The organism is Ignatzschineria sp. 22MB058224, from assembly GCF_058188435.1.
Map to the genome: position 1 here is coordinate 2,108,746 of NZ_CP187366.1, position 19,146 is coordinate 2,127,891.

Annotated in this window: 18 protein-coding genes; 11 read left to right on the forward strand and 7 right to left on the reverse strand. The window is 38.0% G+C overall.

What is annotated here, in order from left to right:
- The first annotated feature begins 19 nt into the window (after positions 1-19).
- The 8 genes from plsX (at position 20) to priA (ending at position 8,577) form a co-directional block, all read left to right on the forward strand.
- Complete coding sequence (gene plsX, locus ACPF7B_RS09300) at positions 20-1,063, forward strand: phosphate acyltransferase PlsX (RefSeq protein WP_490506527.1); 1,044 nt, start codon at positions 20-22, stop codon at positions 1,061-1,063.
- 10 nt (positions 1,064-1,073) lie between these two features.
- Positions 1,074-2,027 (forward strand): beta-ketoacyl-ACP synthase III, encoded by a 954-nt coding sequence (locus ACPF7B_RS09305; protein ID WP_490505529.1) that lies wholly within the window; start codon positions 1,074-1,076, stop codon positions 2,025-2,027.
- A 79-nt stretch (positions 2,028-2,106) separates the two neighbouring features.
- Entirely contained in the window at positions 2,107-3,048 is a 942-nt protein-coding gene (gene fabD, locus ACPF7B_RS09310) for an ACP S-malonyltransferase (RefSeq protein WP_490505530.1), read from the forward strand.
- On the forward strand, positions 3,023-3,628 hold the full coding sequence (locus tag ACPF7B_RS09315) for an inner membrane-spanning protein YciB (protein ID WP_490505531.1): 606 nt from the start codon (positions 3,023-3,025) through the stop codon (positions 3,626-3,628). The genes fabD and ACPF7B_RS09315 overlap by 26 nt, the downstream gene beginning before the upstream one ends.
- 121 nt (positions 3,629-3,749) lie before the next feature.
- Entirely contained in the window at positions 3,750-4,016 is a 267-nt protein-coding gene (locus tag ACPF7B_RS09320; RefSeq protein WP_490505532.1) for a BolA family protein, read from the forward strand.
- Between the two features lie 19 nt (positions 4,017-4,035).
- Complete coding sequence (locus ACPF7B_RS09325) at positions 4,036-4,917, forward strand: peptidylprolyl isomerase (protein WP_490505533.1); 882 nt, start codon at positions 4,036-4,038, stop codon at positions 4,915-4,917.
- A gap of 126 nt (positions 4,918-5,043) precedes the next feature.
- Entirely contained in the window at positions 5,044-6,195 is a 1,152-nt protein-coding gene (gene sohB / locus ACPF7B_RS09330; protein WP_490505534.1) for a protease SohB, read from the forward strand.
- Between the two features lie 171 nt (positions 6,196-6,366).
- A complete protein-coding gene (gene priA, locus ACPF7B_RS09335; RefSeq protein ID WP_490505535.1) occupies positions 6,367-8,577 on the forward strand; it encodes a replication restart helicase PriA in 2,211 nt (736 codons plus the stop codon).
- A 103-nt stretch (positions 8,578-8,680) separates the two neighbouring features.
- Here the strand turns inward: priA and ACPF7B_RS09340 are convergent, their stop codons facing one another.
- Positions 8,681-9,949 (reverse strand): alpha/beta hydrolase family protein, encoded by a 1,269-nt coding sequence (locus ACPF7B_RS09340; RefSeq protein ID WP_490505536.1) that lies wholly within the window; start codon positions 9,947-9,949, stop codon positions 8,681-8,683.
- Between the two features lie 359 nt (positions 9,950-10,308).
- Between ACPF7B_RS09340 and glmU the strand changes: the two genes are divergently transcribed.
- Both glmU and ACPF7B_RS09350 read left to right on the forward strand, forming a co-directional pair.
- Positions 10,309-11,679, forward strand: coding sequence for a bifunctional UDP-N-acetylglucosamine diphosphorylase/glucosamine-1-phosphate N-acetyltransferase GlmU (glmU, locus tag ACPF7B_RS09345; protein ID WP_490505537.1), 1,371 nt, complete (start codon positions 10,309-10,311; stop codon positions 11,677-11,679).
- Between the two features lie 206 nt (positions 11,680-11,885).
- Entirely contained in the window at positions 11,886-12,197 is a 312-nt protein-coding gene (locus ACPF7B_RS09350) for a c-type cytochrome (RefSeq protein ID WP_490505538.1), read from the forward strand.
- A gap of 58 nt (positions 12,198-12,255) precedes the next feature.
- Here the strand turns inward: ACPF7B_RS09350 and ACPF7B_RS09355 are convergent, their stop codons facing one another.
- From ACPF7B_RS09355 to ACPF7B_RS09370, 4 genes are all read right to left on the reverse strand, one after another.
- Positions 12,256-12,930 carry an LOG family protein gene (locus tag ACPF7B_RS09355; RefSeq protein ID WP_490505539.1) on the reverse strand — a complete coding sequence of 225 codons (675 nt, stop codon included), beginning with the start codon at positions 12,928-12,930 and terminating at the stop codon, positions 12,256-12,258.
- 69 nt (positions 12,931-12,999) lie between these two features.
- Positions 13,000-13,752, reverse strand: a complete 753-nt coding sequence (locus tag ACPF7B_RS09360; RefSeq protein ID WP_490505540.1) for a class I SAM-dependent methyltransferase — start codon at positions 13,750-13,752, stop codon at positions 13,000-13,002.
- Positions 13,736-14,326, reverse strand: a complete 591-nt coding sequence (locus tag ACPF7B_RS09365) for a DNA-3-methyladenine glycosylase I (RefSeq protein ID WP_490505541.1) — start codon at positions 14,324-14,326, stop codon at positions 13,736-13,738. Before ACPF7B_RS09365 ends, ACPF7B_RS09360 begins: the two co-directional genes overlap by 17 nt.
- 95 nt (positions 14,327-14,421) lie before the next feature.
- Positions 14,422-15,930: a YifB family Mg chelatase-like AAA ATPase gene (locus ACPF7B_RS09370; RefSeq protein ID WP_490505542.1), complete on the reverse strand. Its 1,509-nt coding sequence runs from the start codon at positions 15,928-15,930 to the stop codon at positions 14,422-14,424.
- Positions 15,931-16,162: 232 nt separating this feature from the next.
- On the opposite strand from ACPF7B_RS09370, the gene ACPF7B_RS09375 reads away from it, so the two are divergent.
- The gene (locus ACPF7B_RS09375; RefSeq protein WP_490505543.1) at positions 16,163-16,942 is read left to right on the forward strand and encodes an enoyl-ACP reductase FabI; all 780 of its coding nucleotides are present in this window, start codon (positions 16,163-16,165) and stop codon (positions 16,940-16,942) included.
- A 99-nt stretch (positions 16,943-17,041) separates the two neighbouring features.
- Here ACPF7B_RS09375 and ACPF7B_RS09380 read toward each other — a convergent pair whose 3' ends face one another.
- Positions 17,042-18,112 carry a hypothetical protein gene (locus tag ACPF7B_RS09380; protein ID WP_490505544.1) on the reverse strand — a complete coding sequence of 357 codons (1,071 nt, stop codon included), beginning with the start codon at positions 18,110-18,112 and terminating at the stop codon, positions 17,042-17,044.
- Positions 18,075-18,710, reverse strand: a complete 636-nt coding sequence (locus ACPF7B_RS09385) for a hypothetical protein (protein WP_490505545.1) — start codon at positions 18,708-18,710, stop codon at positions 18,075-18,077. The genes ACPF7B_RS09380 and ACPF7B_RS09385 overlap by 38 nt, the downstream gene beginning before the upstream one ends.
- Positions 18,711-19,146 lie beyond the last annotated feature (436 nt).

A 19,146-nucleotide genomic window follows, 5' to 3' on the forward strand; every position in this document is an offset into this window, starting at 1 on the left:
GTTAGGAATTACCAAAGTGATTGAAAGTAATCAGGTATCTGTGAAACTCGCGGTTGATATGATGAGCGGTGATAATGGTGCTCAAGAGTTTTTACCTGCGGTTATTAATGCCTTAAAAATGCACAATAATCTTTCCGTATTGGCCGTTGGTAGAGAAGAAGTATTAGAGCCGCTGTTAAAAAATGAGCCGTTCTATCAAACAGGACGCATTGAATTAGTTCCCGCGTCAGAGGTTGTGGAGATGGACGATGCCCCGCAAAGTGCGTTACGAAATAAAAAAGATTCTTCGATGCGTGTTGCGATTGATTGCGTAAAATCAGGAAAAGCAGATGCGGCGATGTCAGCAGGCAATACCGGGGCGCTTTTAGCAACGGCTAAATTTGTACTTAAAACGCTACCAGGAATTATGCGCCCTGCAATTTGTACTTCGATACCTTCTCTTCGTGAGCGTGGATACGTACATCTTTTAGATCTTGGCGCAAATGTAGATGTTTCTCCTGAGCATCTTTACCAGTTTGCTGTAATGGGATCTTTATTATCATCGGTTGTCAGTAATGACCCGACGCCGAAGGTCTCTTTGATGAATATTGGAACGGAAGCGATGAAAGGGAATGAGTTGATTCGTGGAACCGTTCCATTAATGGAAGCTTCTAATTTGAATTATATTGGTTTTACGGAGCCTGATGGAATTTTCTTTGATGATGTTGATGTCATTGTTTCAGATGGGTTTACTGGCAATATTGCCCTAAAAACATTGGAAGGAACAGTGAAGATGATCGTCAGTCAGCTCTCTTCGTCTTTCCGAAAAAATCTAATGACGAAATGCGCAGCTGTTATCTCAATGCCGGTGATTAATGATCTTAAAAGCAAGCTTGACCCTCGTAAGCATAATGGCGCAAGCCTATTAGGGTTGAGAGGTATTGTTGTAAAATCTCACGGTAACGCAGATAGAATCTCTTTTCAAAATGCTATTGAAATTTCTGTTAAGCTAGTAGAACAGAAAATCATTGAGAAAATGCGTAAACAGTTTGAAACTGCTGAAAATGAGCAGAGCGAAAAATAGGATTGGTAGGATGAATTCAAGAATAATCGGAACAGGGCAATATTTGCCGTCAAATATTGTTACTAATGAAATGTTGTCCAATACGGTTGAAACAAGCCATGAATGGATTGTTGAACGTACTGGGATTTGCCAGCGGCATATTGCAGATGAAGGTGCAACAACCGCAGGGTTAGCTTTTGAAGCGGTGAAGGCTGCTCTGCTTGATGCGAAAGTTGATGCCGATGAAATTGATCTTATCGTTCTTGCAACAACGACACCTGATCAAACATATCCTTCAACAGCGACACTTTTGCAAGATATGCTCGGTAATCATCATGCGGCATCCTTTGATATTAGTGCTGCATGTTCCGGTTTTATTTACGCATTAGCGATCGCAGATAATTTTATTAAAGCAGGATCGGCTAAAAAAGCTATTGTGGTAGGTTCTGAAATTTATTCTCGAATTCTTGATTGGGAAGATCGTACAACGTGTGTATTGTTTGGTGATGGTGCAGCGGCTGTTGTGCTTGAATCGACTGAAGAAGAAGGAATTATCTCGACTCATATTCATGCTGATGGTAGCTATAAAGATCTTCTTTCAGTCAAGAAAAGCGTGATCTCTTCACCGGATGTTTATCCGTATGTACAGATGAAGGGGAATGAGGTTTTTCGTCACGCAGTGACTAAACTCCATGAAATTGTCGAGGAGACGCTTGTAGCAGCAGATTTAACAGGCGAAGATATCGATTGGCTTATACCCCATCAAGCTAATCTCCGCATCATGACGGCGACAGCTAAAAAAGCAGGTATGCCGATAGAGAAGATGATTGTAACGGTTGATAAGCATGCAAACACCTCGGCGGCAAGTATCCCGTTAGCACTTGATGTCGCCCGTAAAGATGGGCGAGTAAAGAAGGGGGATCTTATTTTGATGGAAGCTTTTGGCGGTGGATTTACTTGGGGATCGGCATTGGTCCGTATGTAAATTAGAGATGATTTTGGGTGATTATTCACTAAAAGTGAAGAGATATCAGGCTATTTATAGATAAAAGAGAGTTTTAGTAATGAGTGAAATGAATCGTACATTAGCATTTGTTTTCCCTGGTCAAGGTTCACAGAGTATCGGAATGATCACAGATCTATTAGATCATCCGATTGTTATAGATACATTGCAAGAAGCAGATGATGCTTTAGGTTTTTCACTGTCAGATATTATTCGTGAAGGCGATATTGAACTCCTTGGGAAAACAGAAATTACGCAACCTGCGATCTTGACGGTTAGTGTTGCGCTCTGGCGTGTTTGGTGTTCCGAAAATGGAGCACAGCCAGCATTTTTAGCAGGTCATAGTTTAGGAGAGTACTCAGCGCTTGTTGCCGCGGGTGTCTTTGCATTTAAAGATGCCGTGAAACTCGTTCACCTTCGGGGACAATATATGCAAGAAGCTGTTCCTGCGGGAGTAGGTGCGATGGCGGCAATTTTGGGATTAGATGATGATGTTGTGATTGAAGTTTGTAAAGAGTCAGAATCGGCCGGTATTGTTGCGGCAGTGAATTTTAATTCTCAGGGACAAGTTGTTATTGCGGGTGAAAAAGCTGCGGTTGAAGCTGCATGTGTATTAGCAAAAGAGAAAGGGGCAAAACGCGCGTTATTGTTACCAGTCTCTGTTCCGTCGCATTGTATTTTGATGAAACCCGCAGCAGATCATTTAGCACAGGTGCTTGAAAATTTACTGCTCTCAACCCCAAATCATATTGTAATTCATAATGTTGATGTGAAAGCACATACAGATGTTGAATCAATTAAAGAAGCCTTAGTGAGTCAATTGTACGAACCTGTACGTTGGACTGAAACAATTGAGTTTTTAGCACGCGAAGGCGTGGCAACCGTTGTTGAATGCGGTCCTGGAAAAGTATTAACAGGCTTAATTCGTCGAATTGACAAAAATCTTACCACTTATAATGTGTATGATGGAGCCTCACTTGACACAGTTATCAAAGAAATATAAGCAAATTCCACAAGTTTTATTAGGGATCAGTTCTCTTTTATTCTTAGGCACTTACCTCTTTTTAGGAAGAGATCTAGTTTTAGCAACTAAAGCGTTGGTGATTAGTTCGGCAATTTCATTAGTGATATTGCTGATATTTTATCGTGATACGACTAAACGTAAAGATTGGTTGATTTTAGTTGCAACAGTACTTTTTGGTACACTCACAATTTATTTTAATAATGATGACTTTATTAAATGGCGAACGACGATTGTGAATGTCATTATCGCGCTTGGTTTAATAGGAATGTTTTACCTGAAGAAATCTCCCGTAAAAATGATCTTTGCGAAAGTTTTAGAGCTTGAATTGCCCGAGAGTGAATGGTTACGGACAAATTTATGGTGGGCAGCATATATGCTTGTGATGGCTCTTTTGAATACCATTATTGTCTTATTAGAGCTTCCTAATGATGTTTGGATGACCTTTAAGATGATCGTTAATCCGGCAATTACATTTATTTTATCAATCGTATTGATGGTTTATTTAGTGCGTAAAGATCGTCAGTTAAAAGCGAAAGCTGCTAAGAGAGAGGATGAGTAGTTATTTGTTATAAAAAGTTCATCAGAAATAGGGGGGTATTGAAGCTAAATTGGTTTTCAATAAATATAAATAATATTTAGTTAATATTATTTTACCCATTAAAATAACTACATTAAAAAAGATGAATAAAGAAATTAGATTAGATAAAATTAGAGAGTTGTTAGAGTTATCATTAACACCAACTTATTTAGAAGTTATTGATGATAGCCATCTTCATGTTGGTCATGCTGGCGCAAAAGGCGGTGCGGGACATTTTACAGTGAAGATCGCCTCTCCAAAATTTGCGGGATTAACATTACTTAAGCAACATCGCTTGATTTATCAAGCATTAGATACCATGATGCACAATGATATTCATGCACTGAGTATTCAGATCAAAACTCAATAACCAATGAGGAAAGAGTAAAATGAAAAAATTATTTAAAACAACACTGTTAACTACGGCTTTAATGGGCGCTATGGCACCAATGGCAATGGCGCAAGAAACGCCTGAGGCTGTTGAGGTTGCAGAAACTGCTTATGTTTTCCAAGATCCAGTAGCGAAAGTGGATGGTCGAGAAGTTTCAAAAAGCGAGTTTGAAAACTTTTTGCTCCTTTCTCAAGGTGTTGAAGTAGAGTCAGTTGAAAATGCAGATCTTGCTAAACAATTAGTACTGCTCTTAGGAACACAAGAAGCATTAGCGAAAGAAGCTAAAAAACGTGATCTTGATAAAAATGAAGATTACCAAATGAAAGTTAAATTAATTGGTGATCTATTCCTTTCAGATATGCTTTTCCAAGATATGTTGGCAAAAGGCGAGATATCTGAAAAAGAGATCAAAGAACAATATGAGCAAGCAGTAAGTCAATTGGAGAAACAAGAGTACGAAGCATCACATATTCTTGTTGAGTCAGCAGAAGAAGCGCAAGCGATCATTGATGAGATTAATAAAGCCGATACCGATGATGCAAAAAGAGCTATATTTGCAAAAGCAGCAAAAGAGAAATCGTTAGACACAGCAACGGCTCAACGTGATGGTAGCATCGGTGGTTGGTTCAGACTTTCAATGATGGATCCAAGTTTCGGTGAAGCGTTGAAAGGTATGAAAAAAGGTGAAATGTCACAAAAACCTGTTGAATCAAATTTTGGTTATCATGTAATTATACTCGATGATGTTCGTGATATTGCGATTAAACCATTTGAAGAACTTGATGAAGCAACTAAATTGCAATTAGCTCAGCCTCTTTTCCAAGAGTATGTTAGTAAAGTTCAAGAAAATGTTAAAGTTGACCTTCCTGCTGCTAAGTAATTATCAGTTGCGAAGTTAAAATAGAGAGAGTCTAAAAGCATTTACATCGTTTTTTAGGCTCTATCCTTACGACCTGATTCTCTCTTTAAAAGAATCAGGTTTTTTATCTTTAGGTAAAATTCATCAATGATTTATATTATCGATTTTATTCTTTTCCTCGCTAAAACAGCGACGATTTTAGTTGTATTTATTGCAGCTATTCTTTTCTTAGCATCTTTTCGTTCTAATAATTCTCAAACAGGCGGTAAAATTGAGTTTAAAGATATTGGTGATCGTTTTGAACAGATCAAAGATGGTTTTCGTGAATTTAAAAACAGTGATGAAGATGATTCAGAAACTGATTCTGCAAAGAAAGATGGTGCTACCCATCAATCTACCGATGCGGTGATGCGTCAGGATGATTTACAAAAAACACCTACCGATGATGAACAGATAAATTCTGAGGTTGCCACAGCGAATACTTGCAATGAGATGACGCAAGCAAATAACACAAAAGTTGAAAGTAAAAAATTCTGGCAGTTCTGGAAGAAGAAACCTGAGAAAAAAGAACTTACAAAAGATAAAACGTTATATGTCATCTCATTCGATGGTGATGTCCATGCGGAAGAGGTGAAAAATCTTCGTGAAGAAGTATCGGCACTTATTCAGATTGCTGAACCGAATGACGAAGTATTAGTGCGTATTACCAGTCCTGGTGGTGCTGTAAATAGCTATGGTTTAGCTGCATCACAGTTAGTTCGTATTCGTGACAAAGGACTTAACTTGACAGTGGCAGTAGATGAAGTTGCGGCAAGTGGTGGCTATCTCATGGCATGTGTTGCAAACCGTATTATTGCGGCACCTTTTGCTATTGTAGGTTCGATTGGTGTTGTCGCTGAACTTCCTAATTTTCATAAAGTACTTGAGAAATATAATATTGATTACGAGCAGTTCACCGCCGGAGAATATAAGCGAACCGTTACAATGTTTGGCGAAAATACGGATGATGCAAAGAAAAAATTTACCGAAGAGCTTAATGAAGTTCATTTAATCTTCAAGGACTTTGTGAAGCAATATCGGCCTGATATTGATATTGAAAAAATTGCGACAGGCGAATATTGGTTAGCAGTCAAAGCGATTGAATTTGGTTTAGTAGATGCACTTCAAACAAGTGATGCCTATATTCAAGAAGCGATTGTAGATAAGAATGTTTATGGTATTAAATATGTTGAAAAAACGACAGTCCGTCAAGGCTTATCCCGTTTCTTAACACGTATTATGAAACGGTTACCTTTTTAATAGATTGACGTTCATTTTTTAAAAACCGAATAAAAGCTCAAGTGAGATCTTTGTTCGGTTTTTTATTGCTGAAACTTTTATTGCTGAAACTTTTATTGTTAAAAATTACAATAGAAAATAGGCACGCATATTTTTTAGAAAGAGATGAATATTTTCAAGGAGTAGATACGTATGGCAGAGAAAATGAATGACATCATCATTGAAGTCGCTTTGCCATGTCCATTACATCAAACGTTTGAATATATTGCCGATGATTATCCAGAGATTCAATCTGGTTCGCGTGTACGCGTGACTTTTGGACGGCGAGAAATGATCGGTATTGTCGTTAAGCGCAAAGCTAGTAGTGATTATCCTAAAGCGAAACTGAAAGGGATTATGGCTCTTTTAGATACAGCCCCCATTTTAACGGTTTCATTAATTCGGCTCGCGATTTGGATGGCAAATTATTATCACGCACCTATTGGAGAAGTCATTCAACTCTTTTTGCCGACGGGTTTGCGACAAGGGCGGGAGCTTTTTAGTACAGAATTATTTTATGCTATTACTGAAGCTGGCGAAGTATGGCGTGACGCATCGGAAAATCAACCTGCCAAAGCTAAAGTTGAGATTCTCTACTATTTTGACAGTGGTGAATATTACGCGAAGAGTGCCATTGAGTCGCATTTCAAAAATTTTAAGAATCATCGAAAAGCCTTAGTGGATCTTGGATTGTTGGTTGAAGTTGAAAAGCGTGATCAAGCAATATCACCAGCTCAAATGCCAACTAAAGAAAAACCGCTGATTTTAAGTAGTGCACAACAGAGTGTTGTTGATGGTGTATTAACCGATATTACAGATCAACCATCCTCACCCGTTATCTTTATTGAAGGGGTTACCGGCTCTGGAAAAACCGCTGTATATACCGAGATAGCACGCACAATCCTTGCCGAAGGTAAGCAAGTTTTAATGCTCGTACCAGAGATTGGTTTAACGCCGCAGTTTGTGTCTCGAATTGAAGCAGCTCTAAAGGTACGCGTCGGGATGATTCATTCACAAGTGACAGATGCGGAGCGTCTTAAAACATGGCGCGATGCGATGCTAGGGCGCGTGGATTTAGTGATTGGCACACGCTCTTCGCTCTTTACCCCTTTTGCTAGGCCCGGACTTTTGATTATTGATGAAGCACATGATGGTTCTTATATTCAACGTGATGGTGTCCGTTATTCCGCTGTGAATAGCGCTGTAAAACGAGCCCAATTAGAGAATATCCCCTTAATTTTAGGTAGTGCAACGCCAACATATGAGACTATTCGAAATATAGAAGCGGGACTCTTTAAGTATTATCAATTACCTTATCGGGTTTCAGGAGCGATGCCTACGTGGCAAGTAGTAAATTGTCATATAGAAAAAGTTTATGATGGAATTTCGACAACTGTTTTAGAAGCGATTGAAGCAACTATTGAACGAAAAGAACAGGTTTTACTTTTTCTGAATCGACGAGGATTCTCTCCGGTAATTACCTGTTTAGATTGTGGGACAATGCTTGAATGTGATCATTGCAGTAGTTATCTTAATTTTCACCGTACAACAGGAATGTTACACTGTCATCATTGTGCAACACGTTATCCATATCCTACGGAATGTTCTTCTTGTGGTGGAAATAGCTTTAAAGCGCTAGGGGCTGGTACACAGAAGATTGAAAAAGTATTGGCTGATGCCTTTCCTAATGCTAAAGTTCTTCGTTTTGATCGGGATAATGTGAAAAATAGTCGTGATCTGCATGAGCATTTAACGACAATCAGTGATAATGAAGCGGATATCATTGTCGGCACCCAGATGTTAGCAAAAGGACACGATTTTCCTAATATTACTTTAGTCGTTCTGCTTAATAGTGATGGTCTGTTTTTTGCCAATGATTTTCGAGCAGATGAAAAATTAGCACAGCTCTTAGTGCAAGTTTCAGGACGAGCAGGACGAGGTGAAAAGAAGGGGACGGTGATGGTACAGACGATGTTTCCAGAGCATGCACTTTTTCATGAGTTGCCGGAGATGGGTTACCATCAATATGCTAAAAAAGGCTTGAAGTTACGTGAGTTATTAGAATTACCACCATTTAGCCATCAGATTTTAGTCCAAGTAGAGGCGCGTGATGAGAATGAGGCGACACACTATCTTGAAGGGATTTTAGCACTTTTACCAACAATCCCAGAGGTAGAGATAACACCGGTGATTCCTAACAATCTCAAACGTCGGCAAGATTTTTATCGTGTGCATGTGATTATGCAATCGAAATCTCGTAAGCATCTACATCAGGCTGCATTTCAATTGCAGCGGATATATGAAGCGAATATTCGTCATGGTATTCGTCTTCTCTTGGAAGTGGACCCTGTCGATTTCTCTTAAAGAAAATTTATCCTTAATAAAGGAAAAAGGCTATCTGCTCTTTGGGTGCGGATAGCCTTTAGATTTTTTTTTTGATGTTATGGTTTTAAATTTATAGCGTGAATTATTTTGCTGGCATATGCGCTTTAATAAACGCGACAGCGCTTGCATTTTCAAGAACAATTGCCTCAGAATGTGATGCCCCCTCTACCAAAATAAGTTCAACAGATTTTGAATCAATTTTTTGTAGATGTTCGGCTAGCGCTGTTGTTACTATTGCGGGAACACTAGTATCTTTCTCGCCTTGAATGATTAATAGAGGTTTATCGAGTTTTTTTGTTCCAGGCTGGCTTTCCGTAAAGAACTCCATTAGTACAGGATGATTATGGAATGTCTTGGTATTTAATCCTGGATAGTCGAGTAGTTTTCGATCTGGGTTTGACGCAAGGAATGTTGCAATTGATGTTTTAAAGCCATTGCGAAGACCATCGAGACATTGCCCATCTTCACCGTTACTTCCTTCGGCGGCTTGTGCAAGTGGTTGTGCTGCGGGATAGAAAAGCTCAAGATAGTTAAAATCAGGATCTGATGCTTTAATCCCCACGCCAACTAACGCTGCATATGCTAGGAGCGTCGAGTATGCATGAATGGATTGTCGCTCGGCATATGGAATACTATTGTGATTATCAAGGGCATCGAGCTGTGATAATGCTTTGGGTGCAATATCACGAATAATTGTTTGTAAGTTTGAGGCAGGAGCACCGGCGACGGCTCCTTGAAAGAAGGGATCGTTATTGGCAAATTCAGCAGTTCCTAAAGCAGCTTGCCCACCTTGAGACTGACCAATCACCATCCAATTACCTTGGAAATCATTAGGAAGATGATTTTTTAATGCATTGACTGCATAGATTGCTGCATTTGCTTCACTTTCAAGATGTAAATAGGGGTGAATACCGGGCGTTCCGAGTCCTTCGTAATCCGGTGCGATGATGACATATCCTTCATTGAGTAGACTTTCGGCAAGTACTTTAAAGTTTTCGTTAATAGGATTAAGGCTTGGAGCACAGCGATCAGCAACACCCACAGTCCCGTGAGTCCATACCACAATTCGCCAACCATCTTTGGGTTTATCGCCGTGAGGCATAAAAATTAGTCCTGTCGCATCTGCCATTTTTCCTGAGAGGGAAGGCATTTTATAGCGAAACTGAGTAATATTTTGAGCGTTCTCAAGAGTGTCAAGCGTGTAGGGTGTAGAAGAAAACTCATGACTTACTGGCGTTGTTGGGTTTTTCATATTACTAGTAAATCCTATTAGCGGAGTAGCCATTACTAAACTAGCACTGAAGAGAACTTTGAGCAAAGTTCTATTGTTATCCGTAGTGATTTTTTTCATCGCAAGAATCCTTATTCTATCAGAGCGTGAGATCTTCCTTGTACTGAGCTATTTTGGAAGAAATATCGTTTTTATGAATACAAAATGATAAAAATAATATATGTTTGTGATATTTTAACTAATATTAATTTTTATTTTCAATAAAAATAAAAATAAATCAATTGAATATTATGATATCTATCTGTATTTTTTTAATTTTTTAGCGAAATCTTAGTAGAGTAGGCAATGAGTGAATTGATTACAGTCAGATTCACCACCTTTTTGATCAGAAATGGCGTTTAAACATTTTAGAAGAGAGTAGACTAAAGGGATATTTATCTTTACTATTAAGACGTTTTTAAAAAAGAAGGATTAAAACGATGAAGAAGCTTTCGATTGTTGTATTAGCGGCAGGCTTAGGGTCAAGAATGAAGTCCGTACTTCCAAAGCCGCTCCATAAAATTGGAGGAAAACCAATGTTAGAGCATGTGCTCACTGCAGCTCGAAAGTTAAACCCTGATCGATTAATTGTTGTCTATGGTCATCGTGGTGAAGAGTTGAAATCTGCTTTTATCCATCATGAAGATATCATATGGGCGAAGCAGGAGACTTTTGAAGGAACCGGTGATGCAATGAAATATGCATTACCCTATACGATTGAAGACTCTACTGTTTTAGTTCTTTATGGTGATACGCCGCTTATTCGAAGTAATACGCTTCAAAAGTTGGTTGATAATGCTGAGGAAACAAGGCTTAATTGGCTAATTTCAACAGTTCCGAATCCAACGGGATATGGGCGAATTATTCGTGATCATAATCATCATATGGTTGCGATTATTGAAGAAAAAGATGCCAATGAAACTGAGAAAGAGATTCAAGAAATTAATACAGGAATTTTTGCCATTTGCCAAAATTTTTTAGCCGAGGCACTGCCTCAATTAACTAATCAGAATCAACAGAAAGAGTATTATCTGACGGATGTAGCGAAGTTAGCGGTTGAACATAATATAACGATTCATACATTTAATGAAATGCCTGCTTATATCCAAGGTGTCAATGATCGAGTGCAATTGGCCACATTAGAACGATTTTATCAAAAAGAGATGGCAAAAAACTTGATGCTTAATGGTATCACTATTGATGATCCTGAATCCTTGATTGTTCGAGGTACTGTAAAAAATGATTTAGATTGTCATATTGAACCAAATGTGATTTTAGAAGGGAACATTGTTCTTGGTAAAAATGTGACGATTCGTACAGGCTCGGTGTTAAAAGATGTGGTGATCGGTGATGGCACTACAATTCACCCTTACTCAGTCATAGAAAAAGCCTCCATTGGACGAAATGCCGATGTTGGTCCTTTTGCACGTGTCCGTGAAAATAGTAAATTAGGTGATAATACTCGTATTGGTAATTTTGTTGAAACAAAAAATACTACGGTTGGTAACGGTTCAAAAGCAGGACATTTAACCTATTTAGGTGATACAACAGTCGGTATTGAGAGCAATATCGGGGCAGGTACGATTACCTGTAATTACGATGGAGCGAATAAACATCCAACAACCATCGGCGACTATGTTTTTATCGGTTCAAATAGTTCCCTAGTTGCCCCTGTAAATATTGGTAATCATTCAGCAACTGCCGCGGGTGCAATTGTCCCTAAGGATGTAGCTAAGAATACGTTAGTACGAAACAAACTTGAAGTGATTTTAAAAGAAGGTTGGGAAACGCCTAAGAAAGATAGCCATTAGTTTAAGCTGAGGTAAAAAAGTGTTGAATGAATAAATTGAAGGACGCATCATATCTTTTCAAATACTCATTCTATCTTTTAGTGTTATAATATAAACAAATAACAAATTATTATTGCTGTTTATTAAGAAATAAGGCGCCAAGAGCAGAAATGCGGTTTATCTTCAAGCAGCTAAGCGGTTTAAAAGTACTCATAAAGGAGTTTTATATGAAAAAAATACTATTAATTGCAGCATCATTTGCAGCATTAACAGTGCCCGCATTTGCACAAGTAGATCCAGATCTTGCAAGTGCATCAGGTTGTTTTGCTTGTCATCGTCAAGATCAAAAATTGATTGGTCCAAGTTATGATGATGTTTATGAAAAATATAAAGATGATGCAAACGCAGAGACATATCTTGTAGAGAAAGTAAAAACCGGGGGTTCAGGTGTTTGGGGGCCAATTCCAATGGCGCCAAATCTTCACGTGCCAGAAGAGACTATTCAGCTTTTAGTTGAACAAATTCTTCATAAAAAATAATGCATAAAAACATGATTAACTCAAAAACCAAGTAAAAACTTGGTTTTTTTATGGATATTTATTCAGCGATTAAAGAGGATGCCAGTTGCATAATGAGTTCTTTTTCGTTATCAACAAGAATAATACGATCGATATCTTTCGCTTCAATAAGCTTCCGTTCAAGAAGAATAGTTCTAAGCCATGTGATGAGTGGTGTCCAAAAGGCTTTATTCACAAGAATAACGGGTTTTGCGATCATCTTCTTGGTCTGAATTAGCGTAATCGCTTCAAAGAGTTCATCGAGCGTCCCAAATCCTCCAGGAAGACAGATAAACGCATCAGAATATGCCATGAAACTCGTTTTTCGTGTCAAAAAATGATCAAAGGCGAGTGATAGATCTTGATAGGGATTAGGAAATTGCTCTCGGGGTAATCGGATATTTAAACCAACAGAAAGACCTTTTTCACCTAATCTGCAACCACGATTTGCCGCTTCCATGATGCCAGGACCACCACCAGTAATCACAGAAACGCCATGTTCTGACAGTGTTTTAGCAATGGAAAGTGCTAATTGATAATCGGGATCATCCTCTTTAATGCGTGCAGAGCCAAATATACTCACCGCAACTTTAAGATTCGCTAATTGGGCAACAGCATTTTCAAGTTCAGCTTTGATTAATTCAATATCAAAAAGATGCTCACGAGATTTTAGGTTCGCAAGTGACTCCAGCGCATTGTTTTCATCATTATTCATTAAATCATGATCCTTTTTGCATCTTTTAAAGAAGTGACAGAATACCTGAAGCGCTATGGATACTCAACTTTAGGCTATTTGAGCTGTAAGATAAACATCATAACGAGTATTCGGAGACTCTATTGAATGGTTTGGTGATTGGTCTGCGATGTATTCGGCACCTTTAGGACGTTTTACAACGACTCTTTGAGCGCCGATTTGCAATGCTAATTGTAAAAGTTTTTCACTATCTAAATCATGGCCCACTAAATTACGGATAATTCGTAGTTCCTTTTTAACTAATGCGGATTTTTTCCGTTCTGGATACATCGGATCCATATAGATACAATCAACTATCGGTAAATTGTGTCTGTTTTGAATGAGGGATTGAATAAAAGAGAGGGAGTCTTGAGGAGATAATTGAAAGTCTTGAGAGTATTGATTCACAGGTAGCTTTGAAAGTGCGTAACCGAGCAAAATTTGTAAGATAGGATTTCGTTCAAACATTGTGACATGATTTCCCGCAAAAAAGAGTAACGATGCATCTCTGCCGATACCGGCGGTACAATCCCATATTCTTTGCGGTTGCTGATTTTTCCATCCTATTGCACGTAACAACGGTTCATGTGCTTTATTAATTCGCTGCATTCTATAAAGCGTTTTTTTAGAGAAAAAATCAATCTCTAAATTTCCCGCTTCAAGATCTTTCCAATAGAAGCTTTTTCCATCCCAAACAAATCGATTCTCTTCTTTCTTAAATTCAGGTGTAAGTTGAAGTTGAATGGATTTAGGCAATATTAATGGAGTTTCTTGATTCGATGTTATTTCAAAGGGATATTTCATGTTTCTCTTTTCCTAAATCGCACTCAGCAAGATGGTCGTTAATGATTCCTGCTGCTTGTAAAAAAGCGTAGGCGGTTGTTGAACCGAAAAATTTAAAACCAAACTTTTTAAATTCTTTTGCTATTTGGTCTGAGAGCTTTGATGTCGTGGGGCTAAATTCATCGGCTTTATAGGTATTAAGAATTGGCTGATAATTGACTTTTCCCCAGAAGTACTCGGCAAAAGAATCATTTTCAATTCGAAAATGTTGATAGGTTTTTGCATTATGAATAATTGCTTCAATTTTTAGGCGATTGCGTATGAGTCCTTCATTTTGAAGTAAGTGTTCAACATCTTTTTCACCCATTTTAGCGATTTTATCAACATTAAATTGATGAAATGCTCGCCGATAATTATCGCGTTTAGTTAATACAGTCCACCAACTTAATCCAGCATGCTGAGTCTCTAAAAAAAAGAGCTCTAGGAGCGCGTGCTCATCTTTGTGCGGTTTTCCCCATTCAAGATCATGATACTCTTGATAAAGCGGTTGTTTACCGCACCAACGGCATCGGTGAGAGACTTTCTGTTTTAGCATAGTAGATTACGTCACTATCAGATAGGAAAAATTAAAAGAAGATTTATCATACCTTTTTTAGCCTGTGTATAAAATAGAAGACACAATTTTTAAACTCATTGAGATGCCGATTGATAGCCTCGATCTAAGGTACGAAAAGCAAGACTTTCGGTAAGATGGCGACAATTAATTTGACTGCTACCTTCTAAGTCAGCAATCGTACGGGCAACTCGCAAAATACGATGATAACTTCTAGGAGAAAAGTTTAAGCGTTTTTGTGCAAGTTCTAATAGACGAGCCTCTGCATCGCCAAGTGAACAATCGATCTCTAATTCTCGAACTGAAAGTTGGGCATTTATTTTTTCTCGACGTGCCATCTGCTGTTGACGTGCTTTATCAACACGATTTTGAATCGTTTTTGAGTCTTCAATAGGCGCTTTGTTCTGTAATTCTTCTGTGGAGATTCTCGGCACTTCTACATGAAGATCAATACGATCGAGCATAGGGCCGGAAATGCGGCCACGATAACGGGCAATCGCATAATCGCTACAAGTGCATTCATGATCAGGATCGCCATAAAAACCACAAGGGCAGGGATTCATCGCTGCAATCAATTGGAATTTTGCAGGGAAATCGACTTGTTGCATTGCACGAGAAACATGAATAGTTCCTGATTCTAAGGGTTCGCGTAAAACTTCTAAAACAGTTCGGCTAAATTCAGGAAGTTCATCGAGAAAAAGAATACCATTGTGAGCTAAGGAAATTTCTCCAGGTTTTGGATAAGTACCGCCACCTACAAGGGCGACAGATGAAGAAGTATGATGAGGTGTTCGATAAGGGCGAATACCAAATTGTTCAGCGCTAAATCCTTGTCGGCTAATAGAGGCGATCATCGCACTTTCAATGGCTTCTTCTCTCGTCATAGATGGCATGATCGTTACAAATCGTGCCGCGAGCATTGTTTTGCCAGTACCCGGCGGACCAATGAGAATCACATTATGTCCTCCAGCTGCGGCGATTTCTAAGGCTCTTTTTGCAAAAAATTGTCCTTTTACTTCAGAAAAATCTTGAGGATTTTGTCTCATTTCAGTGGGGATTTCGATTGGTGTTTCAAGAGATTTTTTCTCATCAATAAACGCTACAACGTCTCGAAGATTTTTAGCGACAAAAAATTGAGGATATTGTAAAAAGCCAATTTCTTCAGAACCATTTTGGGGGACAACTAAAATCTCTTTATTTTTCATCACTTGAATGGCTGTTGGTAGTAGACCTGTAATTGGTCGAAGCTCCCCCGTTAACGCTAGCTCTCCGATAAACTGAAAAGGTTTAGGATCTTTTTCGATTTGACCTGAAGCTTCTAATACCGCTAAGGCAATCGGTAGGTCATAACGGCCGCCTTCTTTAGGGAGATCCGCAGGAGATAAATTGATTGTTATTTTGCGATTTGGAAATTCAAAGCCTGAATTTACAATAGCCGCAATCACTCTGTCTTTACTCTCTTTTACGGCAGTTTCGGGCATCCCGACAATTGTAAAGGCGGGTAGTCCATTACTGATATGTACTTCAACACGGACTTCAGGTGCCGAAAGAGCGTGTAATGCGCGAGTATGAATGACAGAGACCATAATGCATCCTTTCTTAATATCAACTATTTGAAATAATGAATAAATAGATATAAAACTAGTCGAATGGAGATTCTTGTGGGAGAAATAGAGCAACGACAAAAGTATAAAGCATGATAAAATAGACAATATTTTGTATCGATCTTTTAGTGTTGTATTAACAATAGAAGGTGATTACATCTCAATTTATCGGATGTTATTCTATGAATAACTTGCAGAAACAGAGGAATAAGTTATGGGATTTTTAAAAGGTAAACGTGCACTGATTGTAGGTTTAGCATCAAACCGTTCTATCGCTTGGGGAATTGCAAAAGCTATGCGTGAGCAAGGCGCAGAACTTGCATTTAGTTTTCATGGCGAACGTCTAGAAGAACGCGTTCGTACAATGGCGGCAGAGTTAGATTCAAATATCGTACTTCCTTGCGATGTCGCTAGCGATATGGAAATTACAACATTAATGTCCGAGCTAAATGTCGTTTGGCCAGAAGGTTTTGATATTGTTATTCATTCCGTGGGATTTGCGCCTAAAGAAGCATTAGAAGGTAACTATCTTGATGCAGTCACACGCGAAAACTTTAAAATTGCTCATGATATCTCTTCTTATAGTTTTGCGGCATTAGGTAAAGCGGCGCGTCCTTTTCTTCGTGAAGGCGCTTCACTTTTAACATTAACTTATCTTGCTAGTGAACGCACGGTACCTAACTACAATGTTATGGGACTTGCAAAAGCTTCATTAGAAGCAAATGTTCGTTATATGGCAGCGGCATTAGGAAGAGAAGGAATCCGTGTCAATGGTATTTCTGCAGGCCCTATTCGTACATTAGCAGCATCTGGTATCGCAAATTTCAAGAGCATGCTTTCAGCATTTGAAGAGACAGCGCCTATCGGTCGTTGTGTCACAATTGAAGAAGTTGGTAATGTTGCGGCATTTCTTTCATCGGATTTAGCTTCAGGCGTAACAGGCGAAATTACATTTGTTGATGGTGGATTTAATACGGTTGTTGGTGGCATGTAATTAAAATTACCTTGAAAAAGCTCCTTTATAAGCGGTATTTGAAAAGTTAGATATAATTTGGAGTGCCGTTTAAAAGGAGCTTTTTTAATACAATTTTTATTAGAGGAAAAGGTGAACGGGGAAAATGCCTAAAACCTTACCGAAGTAGATCGGCAAGGTTATGTGATCAATTAAGAAACAAGAGATTATGGCGATGGTGAACCCCAGTTGAGGCCATTTAATTGGAAGTATTGCTTTTTTATCCATCCAAGTATACAGATAGGGCATTTTTTCTTTTATTTTCATTCTCAACCAATAAACACGGAGTAATGGGAATAGAAAACTAAAGATGAGGATAGGGATTAGCATATGGTTAGCTAATTTCCCCATTGCTTCCCAGAGAGGAAGCGTGCCATCAGGGCGATATAGATCATCATAAAATCCAGGAATTGATGTTGCACTTCCTTGTGCCAGTTTGTCGATTTCATAAGGAAGCAAAGACAAAAGCACAGAAACATTACTATAAAGAATGATGATTGCGAATGTCACGAGTATCCACTTTAAAGATGACCAGTAGCTGATTGCTTTACTAATGCTATCTAGTGACTTATTTGCTATCTCTATATAATTAATTGAAACCGCGCGGTTAAGTTGATTACGCATTTTTTCAAAACTTTGATTATTATCAGCTAAATTAATTAAGTCTTGATTGATTTCTGACTCAGTAAACTTAAGGATAGTAGGTTGGCATCTAGAGAATATATTTGGTTTGAGAAGATGTGAAGTGGTAGCAGTTGCTTCAAGTTCATAGAGATCTTTCGTGAGTAATATTTCAATAACATTGCTAGATTCAAAAATAATGGGAGATTGCCCAAAAATGATCCAGAGAATCTCTCTATCTTGAATCAAGCTTTTAAAATGACCAAAAGGGCAGGTAGCATTGTAATTAAAGAGGAGTGTAGAGTTATCAGTTTGTTGATAATCTGTGTAGTTGACCGAGCCTACTTCATCTAATCGATGTAGACCATAATGATTAAATGCCTCATAGATAAAGTTGGGAGTATCATCTTGATCAAAGATAAGAGTATATTGAGGAATCGCAGTGATAATAACAGTTGTTGTATCGGTAATGTAGCCTTCTCCATCGCAACTTTCACATGTTTTTTTTTCCTGTCCCCAAACAACTCTCACAACGTCTATTTCTTTGCCCATTGCAATAGTGGCAAGTTACGTTGACTGATTCAGTTCTATAACCACGAAGTTCTTTAGGTCCATAGTTGACATCTAAGGTCTTGGTTTCTTGAATAAAGCCATTACCATTACAATAACGACAAGTACATTGCCCTATTCCCATGCAATCATTACACTTTTTTTCTCCGTCCCCATTGCATTTTTTACATTTATGATAATACGAAATTTTTTCGGAGCATATTTTAAGATCTGTGTCCGTATGCAAAATACCAAAAGGATGATCAATAATTTTATTTTTAATTAACGTGAGGTTAGCAGAATTTGTAGTCTCTTTCTCTATCAGTGTTTCCAGAGCTGCGTGATATGCCATTTGACTATTGTAAACAATATTATTGTGAGAACTTGAGAGTTTTCCTAGTCTACTAGTTGTTTCAGTACGAAAAGAGATTCTAATGTTAAGGGATATTTTATAGTTGAGTTCGAAAGTTTCGATGGTCTCAATATTAAATGTAAATTTTTCCAATCGTGTAGAGTTCTTTATAAAATTACCAATGGTATCTTTGCATTTCAGCTGATAGTCTTCAGTGTTAAAAGTCATTTTTATGATCATCCTGAATTTTTGTTTAAGTGGTTGTTATCAATGTATTATTTATGATAATTGAATTGGTGTGATTCTCCGAGTACTTTATGTTTTATGAATTGTATAATTTTTGTGAAAATTAATAAAAATATAACTTATTGATTCGACAATATTTCAAAGAAAATTTAATCAATATATACAATTGCTAAGATAAATTTTTCTATTAATTCGTTAATAAATGATTTTGTTCACATCAAGATGATTCTTGAAACATCCTTATAGGACAGAGATCAAGTTATTTGGATTTTGGATAAAATATTTAAGTTTTTAGAGCGATATATAGTTGACAATCTTATAGTGACAAACTATTATATTCGTGACGTTTGAGCAATCAAACGTTCTCCTCCATATCCTCCTTTGGTGGTTATTTTGCCGAGTCTTTAAAAGCTCGGCT

What these genes read in the sequence shown, in the direction of transcription:
- ACPF7B_RS09320 (WP_490505532.1), top strand. Translation starts at nt 3,750, where the DNA reads ATGAATAAAGAAATTAGATTAGATAAAATTAGAGAGTTGTTAGAGTTA.
- fabD (WP_490505530.1), top strand. Translation starts at nt 2,107, where the DNA reads ATGAGTGAAATGAATCGTACATTAGCATTTGTTTTCCCTGGTCAAGGT.
- ACPF7B_RS09340 (WP_490505536.1), bottom strand. Translation starts at nt 9,949, where the DNA reads ATGAAAAAAATCACTACGGATAACAATAGAACTTTGCTCAAAGTTCTC.
- ACPF7B_RS09375 (WP_490505543.1), top strand. Translation starts at nt 16,163, where the DNA reads ATGGGATTTTTAAAAGGTAAACGTGCACTGATTGTAGGTTTAGCATCA.
- priA (WP_490505535.1), top strand. Translation starts at nt 6,367, where the DNA reads ATGGCAGAGAAAATGAATGACATCATCATTGAAGTCGCTTTGCCATGT.
- ACPF7B_RS09325 (WP_490505533.1), top strand. Translation starts at nt 4,036, where the DNA reads ATGAAAAAATTATTTAAAACAACACTGTTAACTACGGCTTTAATGGGC.
- ACPF7B_RS09370 (WP_490505542.1), bottom strand. Translation starts at nt 15,930, where the DNA reads ATGGTCTCTGTCATTCATACTCGCGCATTACACGCTCTTTCGGCACCT.
- ACPF7B_RS09350 (WP_490505538.1), top strand. Translation starts at nt 11,886, where the DNA reads ATGAAAAAAATACTATTAATTGCAGCATCATTTGCAGCATTAACAGTG.
- ACPF7B_RS09385 (WP_490505545.1), bottom strand. Translation starts at nt 18,710, where the DNA reads ATGACTTTTAACACTGAAGACTATCAGCTGAAATGCAAAGATACCATT.
- ACPF7B_RS09305 (WP_490505529.1), top strand. Translation starts at nt 1,074, where the DNA reads ATGAATTCAAGAATAATCGGAACAGGGCAATATTTGCCGTCAAATATT.
- glmU (WP_490505537.1), top strand. Translation starts at nt 10,309, where the DNA reads ATGAAGAAGCTTTCGATTGTTGTATTAGCGGCAGGCTTAGGGTCAAGA.
- ACPF7B_RS09360 (WP_490505540.1), bottom strand. Translation starts at nt 13,752, where the DNA reads ATGAAATATCCCTTTGAAATAACATCGAATCAAGAAACTCCATTAATA.
- sohB (WP_490505534.1), top strand. Translation starts at nt 5,044, where the DNA reads ATGATTTATATTATCGATTTTATTCTTTTCCTCGCTAAAACAGCGACG.
- ACPF7B_RS09365 (WP_490505541.1), bottom strand. Translation starts at nt 14,326, where the DNA reads ATGCTAAAACAGAAAGTCTCTCACCGATGCCGTTGGTGCGGTAAACAA.
- ACPF7B_RS09355 (WP_490505539.1), bottom strand. Translation starts at nt 12,930, where the DNA reads ATGAATAATGATGAAAACAATGCGCTGGAGTCACTTGCGAACCTAAAA.